This is a genomic window from Sphingobacterium alimentarium (assembly GCF_004342685.1).
GTDB classification, from domain to species: domain Bacteria; phylum Bacteroidota; class Bacteroidia; order Sphingobacteriales; family Sphingobacteriaceae; genus Sphingobacterium; species Sphingobacterium alimentarium.
In genome coordinates, this window is sequence record NZ_SMBZ01000076.1 from 1 (window position 1) to 7,397 (window position 7,397).

5 protein-coding genes and 1 pseudogene are annotated in these 7,397 nt (G+C 39.0%); all 6 read left to right on the forward strand.

All coding sequences use genetic code 11. The features are described 5' to 3' along the window. Window positions 1–125: 125 nt before the first annotated feature. The 6 genes and pseudogenes from EDC17_RS16945 to EDC17_RS16250 all read left to right on the forward strand — a co-directional run bounded on the left by EDC17_RS16945 (window position 126) and on the right by EDC17_RS16250 (window position 7,236). Window positions 126–290: a hypothetical protein gene (locus EDC17_RS16945; RefSeq protein ID WP_165894454.1), complete on the forward strand. Its 165-nt coding sequence runs from the start codon at window positions 126–128 to the stop codon at window positions 288–290. 15 nt (window positions 291–305) lie between these two features. Beyond that, a pseudogene (locus EDC17_RS17675) lies at window positions 306–635 on the forward strand (transposase); the annotation flags it as partial. A 382-nt stretch (window positions 636–1,017) separates the two neighbouring features. Further along, window positions 1,018–4,287, forward strand: coding sequence for a SusC/RagA family TonB-linked outer membrane protein (locus tag EDC17_RS16235; RefSeq protein ID WP_132779240.1), 3,270 nt, complete (start codon window positions 1,018–1,020; stop codon window positions 4,285–4,287). 19 nt (window positions 4,288–4,306) lie between these two features. After that, window positions 4,307–6,016: a RagB/SusD family nutrient uptake outer membrane protein gene (locus EDC17_RS16240; protein WP_132779242.1), complete on the forward strand. Its 1,710-nt coding sequence runs from the start codon at window positions 4,307–4,309 to the stop codon at window positions 6,014–6,016. A gap of 109 nt (window positions 6,017–6,125) precedes the next feature. Beyond that, complete coding sequence (locus EDC17_RS16245) at window positions 6,126–6,782, forward strand: HAD family hydrolase (RefSeq protein WP_132779244.1); 657 nt, start codon at window positions 6,126–6,128, stop codon at window positions 6,780–6,782. Between the two features lie 28 nt (window positions 6,783–6,810). Next, window positions 6,811–7,236, forward strand: coding sequence for a Dabb family protein (locus EDC17_RS16250; protein ID WP_132779246.1), 426 nt, complete (start codon window positions 6,811–6,813; stop codon window positions 7,234–7,236). The last annotated feature ends 161 nt before the right edge of the window (window positions 7,237–7,397 follow it).

The following is a 7,397-nucleotide window of genomic DNA, read 5'->3' on the forward strand; positions in this document are numbered from 1 at the left end:
TTGACAGCAACATAATGAGCCACTGCCGATAGTTAGTTGCCAAGACAAAATCGTTATCTGTTTATATAAAAGCAAATCTAAAGGACAGCAACCAGTGCTTCTTTGTTACACGCAGTAAAAGCAACATGAAATATACGGTAGTGAAAACATTTCAAAGTGAAGGATTCAAGGACAGTGGAATCCTTAAGGATGAGATCATTGAACTTGATGGAGATGCTAAAAAGCATTATCAAGGAAAGAAAATGCGCTTGGTTCGTTTTTGGGACAGCATAAATAATGCTGAATATTAATTCTTAACAAATAATTTCACCTGGAAAGCATCAACGGTAGCGGCCTTATATAAGAAAAGATGGGAGATTGAAACTGTCTTCAAACATCTAAAACAGCGTCTGAAAGTAACAAGTTTTGTAGGAACCTCAGAAAACGCTGTCTACATCCAAATTTGGACTGCATTAATAGGAATACTACTCTTTAAATACATTCAGAAGAAGGCCAAATATAATTGGAACTTATCCAATCTGGTGAACTTTATTCGCTTGAATATATTTGTGAAAATTGACCTATGGAAACGGGCTAATGGTCCATTCTTTTCAGGTAAACCTCCTGATAGAATTGGGCAATTCAAGCTCTTTTAAAGAGAAAACAGAGGATGTAATTTAATTTTTTTAAGAAAAGCTTTCCTAATTAATAGAAGAAGGTAGATTTTATACGCCCAAAAATTTATTTAAGGACAGCTCTGTAATTTTAATTTATAAATGTTAGAATAGATAATTAATAAAATATTTATTATCTACATAATAATCACATTAATAGAGTCTAGGATGACTTTTTTGTCGAATTGGTGAATTTTTCGATTTTATCTGCTTGTTTTATAAAAGTTACTTGCGTAACTTAATTTACGATAACCGATAACTAAATTATAAACTATTCCTATGACTTAAATTTACTATGCGCTAGTAGCGTACTACCACTTTTCGGGTAAAAAATAATTTTTTCTAACCATTACAATCCATCATTATGTATAAGTTTAATGTATTCAAAAAAGGAATACTTCTACTTCGTGGAATTCCATTGCAGCAATGCGCACTAATTACAACAGCATTTTTGTTAAGTAGTCACTTAACATCGGCCGAAACCTTCACCAAAAAATCTAAATTAAACTATGCACTTACTAAGCTTCAACAAGAGCAAGTAATACGGGGTACCGTTACTTCCTCTACCAATAATGAGCCGCTGGCTGGTGTTACCGTGAAGGTAATAGGTACGACAATAGCAACATCCACAAATGCTGCAGGTCAATTTGAGATCAAGGTATCACCCAATCAATCTTTGGAGTTTATTTACTTGGGACATACTACCCAGGTGATTCCAATTACTTCGGGCACGACAACGTTACAGATCCGAATGGTCGAAGACGATAATAGCCTTGAAGAAGTCGTGGTGACGGGCTACGGTACCCAGCGTAAGCGTGACTTGACAGGTTCGGTGGCTATAATTGATGTCGATCAATTGAAGTCCCAGCCAGCAGCTACTGCTGTAGAAGCACTTCAAGGAAAGGCAACTGGTGTGCAGATTGTAAATGACGGGGCTCCAGGTTCTACCCCGCAGATAAAAATTCGTGGCTATTCTACCATTAATAACAATGAACCTTTATACATTATAGACGGAGTGCCTTTCGAGGGTAAGTTAAGTTGGCTCAACCAGAATGATATTGAATCCATGCAGGTGCTTAAGGATGCATCAGCTGCATCCATCTATGGAGCAAGAGCTAATAATGGTGTTGTGATTATTACCACGCGATCGGGTAAGGCCGGGAAATCTCAATTCACCTTGGATGCCTATGCCGGGGTTCAAGCTCCTCAGCGCGATAGATTCCCTAAAATGCTTACCCCGCAGCAAAACCTGGACATGCAAAATGCAATCAATGGTACCAATAATACCTTACCTGAATATTTGCTCGCTGGATCTAAAGCGGGAAATAATATTACGGCGGCCGATGCAGACATGTCGAAATATAATTACTCCCGTGATTTTAATTCATTTTACCAAATTACTAAAGCCAATCAACAAGGTACAGATTGGTTTAGAGAAGTAAGCCAGAATGCCCCGACTCAGTCCTATCAACTAGCTGCTACCGGAGGCAATGACAATGCAACCTACGCCATGTCTGGGGGATTCTTAGATCAACAGGGTACAGTTATTCATTCAAAGTTCCAGCGCTATAACGTGCGCACCAACACCCAGTTCAAGGCTTTTGATGGTAAACTGCGTTTCGGAGAGAATATGCAATATAGTTTTACCCGTGGGGTAGGTATGGGTGTGAATCCCAATGCTGCAGGAGGATATATGGGGGACGAGTCAGTAATTGCTTGGTCATTCCGTATTCAAAATATTGTACCTGTATATGACGAAGGCGGAAATTTTGCGGGAACACGTGGTGGTTATGGTAATGGTCAAAATCCTGTCGCTGTGGCTTATAGGATGAAAGATGATGTGAATAAAAGCAATTTCTTTTTTGGAAATATGTTTGCTGAGGTCGACATTCTGGACGACTTAACCTATCGTACAAGTTTCGGTTTGCGCTATGAAAACTATAATGGCATCGATATTAGCTATCCGAATCCAGAGTTTGGTGAGGGGTCAATGAATAATGCCTTAAGTGAATATTTCGGCTATGGTTCGGAATGGACCTGGACAAATACAATGAATTACCGTAAACAATTTGATTTACATAATATAAATATTTTAGCCGGTACTGAGGCCATCAGTAGCCGAAGCCGTGACCTATCGGGTAATAGAAATAATTTCTTTATTCTCAATAGTTTAGATTACTTCTATCTGAATGCTGGTACTTCAAATTTCGGTAATGCCAGTTCCGGTGGCGTAGGATCTATGTTTTCTATTTTCGGTAAATTAGATTACAGTTACAATGACCGTTATATCTTAAGTGCTACATTACGTAGAGATGGTTCCTCGAATTTTGGTCCAAATAATAAATATGGTTTATTCCCGGGTATCTCTGGAGCATGGCGCTTATCGAGTGAAGAATTTATGAAGGATGTATCCTGGATAACGGATTTGAAATTTAGAGCGGGTTACGGGGTTACAGGGAACCAAAGAATTCCAGCTTATAACTATATTAACCGCTTTGCAAGTTCGATCACACAATCATCTTATCCAATTGGCGGATCAGTGCAAAGTGGGCTTTGGCAAAGTGATTATGCCAATGAAGATGTCAAATGGGAACAAGTAAATGCGCTAAACTTAGGTCTAGACTTTACCCTATTAAATGGCGATATCGACGGTGCTCTTGAGTATTACGATAAGAAAACCCAGGACATGCTATTCCGTGTTCCACTTCCCGCTATATCTGTAGGGAGAGCATCCTCACCCTATGTGAACATTGGTAATATGCGCAATCACGGTGTGGAACTTTCCTTGGGTTATCATTACGGGCACAGGCAGCAAAAGGATTTTAAACTTGATTTGACAGGTACTTTCTCCAAAAATATCAATGAGGTTGTTTCCTTAGCGCCTTCGGTTTCTTCGCAGATATATGGTAACTTCAGAAGTATATCAACCACAATATTAAAGCCAGGAGAATCATTCGGTTCTTTCTATGGTTATAAAGTCGAAGGCATCTACAAAGATGCTGCTGATGTATCGAACTCTGCTAACTATGCTGATGGTAAAGCTAGGCCTGGTGGTTTGAAGTATCAAGATGTCAATAATGATGGTGTTATTAACGATGAGGATCGAACTATTATTGGTAATCCACATCCGGACTTTGTTTATTCTTTGGGTATTAACACAGCGTATAAAAACTGGGATTTATCGATGTTTTTTTATGGATCGCAGGGTAATGACGTGTTTGATATGACGCGTTATTTCACAGATTTCTCTGTATTTACGGGTTCTAAAAGCGCACGTTTATTAGATGCTTGGTCTCCAACAAACACAGATTCAAATATTCCTTCTTTGACTTCTAATGCTTCTGCTTTTGAATATGCGACTTCGAGCTATTTTGTGCAAGATGCGAGCTTTTTAAAATTAAAAAACTTACAAATAGGGTATAACCTGCCTGTTCAGAATGTGTTTGGATCGAGTACGGCAATTACCAAACTTAGAATGTATGTAGGTGTGACAAATCTCTTCACCATTACTAAGTATGATGGTTTAGATCCAGAGGTGACAGCTACACCATCCGATTATCCGGCTATCGGGGTGGATTTGGGAGTATATCCTCAATCACGCCAATTTTTATTTGGGTTAAGTTTAGGCTTTTAATATTTGAAATTTTGATGTTATGAAAATACGTTCAATATATATGGCCTCTCTGGCTGTAGGTCTGCTACTAGGTAGTTGTAGCAAAGAGTTTTTAGAAAAGACCCCTCAGGGGCAATTAGGGGAAGGACAGGTAAGTAATGGTGAAGGTATTGAAGCTGTATTGCTTGGAGCTTACAGCATCATGAATGGAAACGTAAGTGGTTCATGGGGAAATTATGCTTCAGCTCCGAGCCAGTGGGTTTTTGGAGAAATGACGTCTGACAATGCACATAAAGGTTCTGAAGAAACTGATCAGCCCAATATGAACCTGCTGGAAATGTTGAATCCCAATCCTGCCAATGATAACTTGACTACAATGTGGCAAGTATACTTTGAAGGGGTGCTTCGAAGCAATACTACGCTAAAGTTGATCAAACAAGATCAGCAGGGTGGCAAGGATATCACAGCGGCGCGTGCCCTGGAGATTGAAGCTGAAGCACGGATGTTGCGTGGTCATTACTATTTCTTTATGTGGCGGATATTTAGAAACCTTCCTTGGATAGATGAGAATACCACTTTAGAAGAATCTAAAACTAAACCCAATGATGTGGATATTTACGATAAAATTATCGAAGATGTAAAATTTGCAGCCGATAATCTTCCAGTATCCAAAATCAAAGGTGAGGCTGGGCGCATGGACAAAAATATCGCTAAGGCTTACCTAGGCAAATTATACTTATACCAAAAGAAGTATGATTTAGCTTTTCCATTATTCAAAGAAGTTATAGCAGGCAAAGACATATCCAATATGCCTTTCCAAGATAACTTTGATGTGGAAAAAGAAGACGGACCAGAAGCCCTATTAGTATCTAAGCATGCTATCAATCCTAACGGTTCAGCGGATAATGCCAATGTCGGTGATATGCTTAGTGGAATTTACGCTGCTCCTGTTAGTTGTTGTGGATTCTACCAGCCCACTATTGACCTTGTGAATGCCTATAAAGTGGATGCCAATGGACTACCTTATTTAGAGGGTGAATACCGCATTAACCCTTATAAATCGGATTTAGGATTATCAGGAACCGCCAAAACGAACTACGAGTTAGATGTTACCTTGCGTATTGACCCGCGATTGGACTATACAGTGGGCAGAAGGGGAGTCCCGTTTTTGGATTACGGCGTAATGCCAGGTGACTCATGGATTCGTTCGGCATCTTTTGCCGGTCCTTTTGTGGGAATAAAGACCATGATTAAACAAAGCCAATTTGCTAGTAATACAGTTGCAGGAGAGGCATACATTACGGGATTAGATGTTAATATCATGCGCTTAGCGGATGTATATCTAATGGCTGCAGAGTGTGCCGTGGAATTGAATGATCTTCCCTCGGCTTTGAATTATGTTAATGCAGTTCGCCTTAGAGCTGCTAAGCTACCTGTTAAGATGGTCGATGGGAAGTCGGTGGCTAATTATCAAGTGAAACCTTACACAACTTTCCCTACTCAAGATTATGCACGCAAAGCCGTTCGAATGGAGCGTAGATTGGAATTAGCGCTTGAAGGACACCGTTATTTTGATTTGGTAAGATGGGGAATTGCTAAAACCGTATTAGAAAGCTATTCCGCATTTGAAGGCACGCATCTTCCATTCTATAAAGGGTTATCCTATAAGTCTTATAATGATTACTTCCCAATTCCACAAACGGAAATTGATAGAAGCGGAGGTACCTTAAAACAAAATGATGGGTATTAATATTTTTTTTAGTAAATAGCAGCTAAGCCTCCTTTTGCGGGAGGCTTAATTTGTTACATTGAGACACCTTTAAGACAATTGTACATAAATTTTTAACGATCTTTGGGGTATGAGTATATCAACAATAAAGGCCGTATTATTTGATTTGGATGGGACACTGATTGATTCAGAGTATTTTTATTATAGCAATTGGTCCCCAATTTTACAACGAGAATTTGAGATCAATATTTCATTTGAGGATTGGATTAAGGATTTCGCTGGGCATACCTTAGTACGAAATGTTCAATTTTTGCGTGAAAGATATAAAGTAGAGACTGATGAAGAGTCCATGTGGAATAAGACTCGTGCAGCATATGCGCAATCCGATATGACGTCGATCCGTCTGATGCCCCATGTTAAAGAGGTATTGGAAGGTTTACAAAAAAAGGGGGTACGTATTGCGTTGGTCACTTCGAGTTATAGATCAACAGTCGATACTGTGTTGGGACACCATCAATTGCTGGATTATTTTGAATTTTTTATTACGCGCGAAAGAGTGAATAATCCCAAGCCCAACCCGGAACCTTATCTTCTAGCGACAGAATTGCTGGGTCTACCGAAGGAAAATATTATCGCCGTAGAAGATACAATAACAGGATATACCTCAGCCAGCTCAGCAGGTCTGGTATGTGTTGCGGTGACTAAACATCAAACAGAAAAACAGCGGCTAGCAGACGCTTCGTATTTATTCGAAGATTTGTCAGCGCTGCCAAAACTTATATTATAACTGAAAATAAACTATTAAACTATAACTTATGAAAAGACGACTTTTTTTAGGAGCAGGAATTGCAGGATTATCTTCCTCCATTTTGACTTCCTGCAATTTTTCTACAACAAGCCAGGCCGGTGAATCGACCAAAAACCAAGGAACTATCGTTCATCAGGTTTATTTCTGGCTGAAAGAAGGTATCACCTCTGAAGAAGAAAAAGACTTTTTGGAGTTTTTCAAAATACTAAAAACGGTTCCAGGGATCAAAACTTTTACTGTTGGAAAACCAGCATCCACTAATCCTCGTCCTGTTGTCGACAATTCATTTTCTTATAGTATTACAGTCACATTTGATAATTTAGCGGATATCAATGTTTACGAAACACATTCTATACATACTGAAGCCGTAGCTGCTTACAGTAAATACTGGACCAAGGTGGAAGTAAAAGATTCCGAAATCATTGAGTTCTAAAAACAGCAAAAGGCGACCTAAATTTTATGTCGCCTTTTTTCATCTCTGTATGTTCTTATTTTAACTTCCTGACTTGTCCCTTTTAGTGCGGCAGATTTAATTTCCGTATTAAATCCTCCACTATAGGCATCATTTTGGCTCTTATTCTCATTTCCTTGTTA

Coding starts and splice junctions, on each gene's coding strand:
- EDC17_RS16945 (WP_165894454.1), top strand. CDS start 126: ATGAAATATACGGTAGTGAAAACATTTCAAAGTGAAGGATTCAAGGAC.
- EDC17_RS16235 (WP_132779240.1), top strand. CDS start 1,018: ATGTATAAGTTTAATGTATTCAAAAAAGGAATACTTCTACTTCGTGGA.
- EDC17_RS16240 (WP_132779242.1), top strand. CDS start 4,307: ATGAAAATACGTTCAATATATATGGCCTCTCTGGCTGTAGGTCTGCTA.
- EDC17_RS16245 (WP_132779244.1), top strand. CDS start 6,126: ATGAGTATATCAACAATAAAGGCCGTATTATTTGATTTGGATGGGACA.
- EDC17_RS16250 (WP_132779246.1), top strand. CDS start 6,811: ATGAAAAGACGACTTTTTTTAGGAGCAGGAATTGCAGGATTATCTTCC.